Source organism: Mycobacterium ostraviense, assembly GCF_002705925.1.
Lineage (GTDB): Bacteria > Actinomycetota > Actinomycetes > Mycobacteriales > Mycobacteriaceae > Mycobacterium > Mycobacterium ostraviense.
In genome coordinates this window covers 1-264 of record NZ_NKRE01000183.1, presented here as the reverse complement: position 1 = coordinate 264, position 264 = coordinate 1, and the positions used below count along the sequence as shown (strand labels likewise).

At 57.2% G+C, this 264-nt stretch carries 1 protein-coding gene; it reads left to right on the top strand.

Features of this window, described 5'->3' with window-relative positions:
- Positions 1-36 precede the first annotated feature (36 nt).
- Positions 37-264, top strand: a 228-nt coding sequence (locus tag CDN38_RS33805; protein ID WP_204903278.1) for a hypothetical protein, incomplete at its 3' end; no start/stop codon positions are given.

Below are 264 nucleotides of genomic sequence, written 5' to 3'. Positions count from 1 at the left end.
CGTTTGAATCCCCCTCGCCGGATTTCCGGCACGTCCATGACCTTGGTGATGGTGGATGGGAAAGAGGATCGGGAGCACTACTTCTTTGATGCGGCGTCCTTTTACCTACGGCGTGGGCCGGTGCCTACGGCGGTTCCGCTTTCGCAGATCACCTCAGTCACACGAACGTCCGACAGGATCTACGGGCGCTATGTCTGGCAGGTATGCTTCAGCAAAGCATCGGGCAGAAAGTGCGTGACATTCACCAACAACCTGACCCTGTTC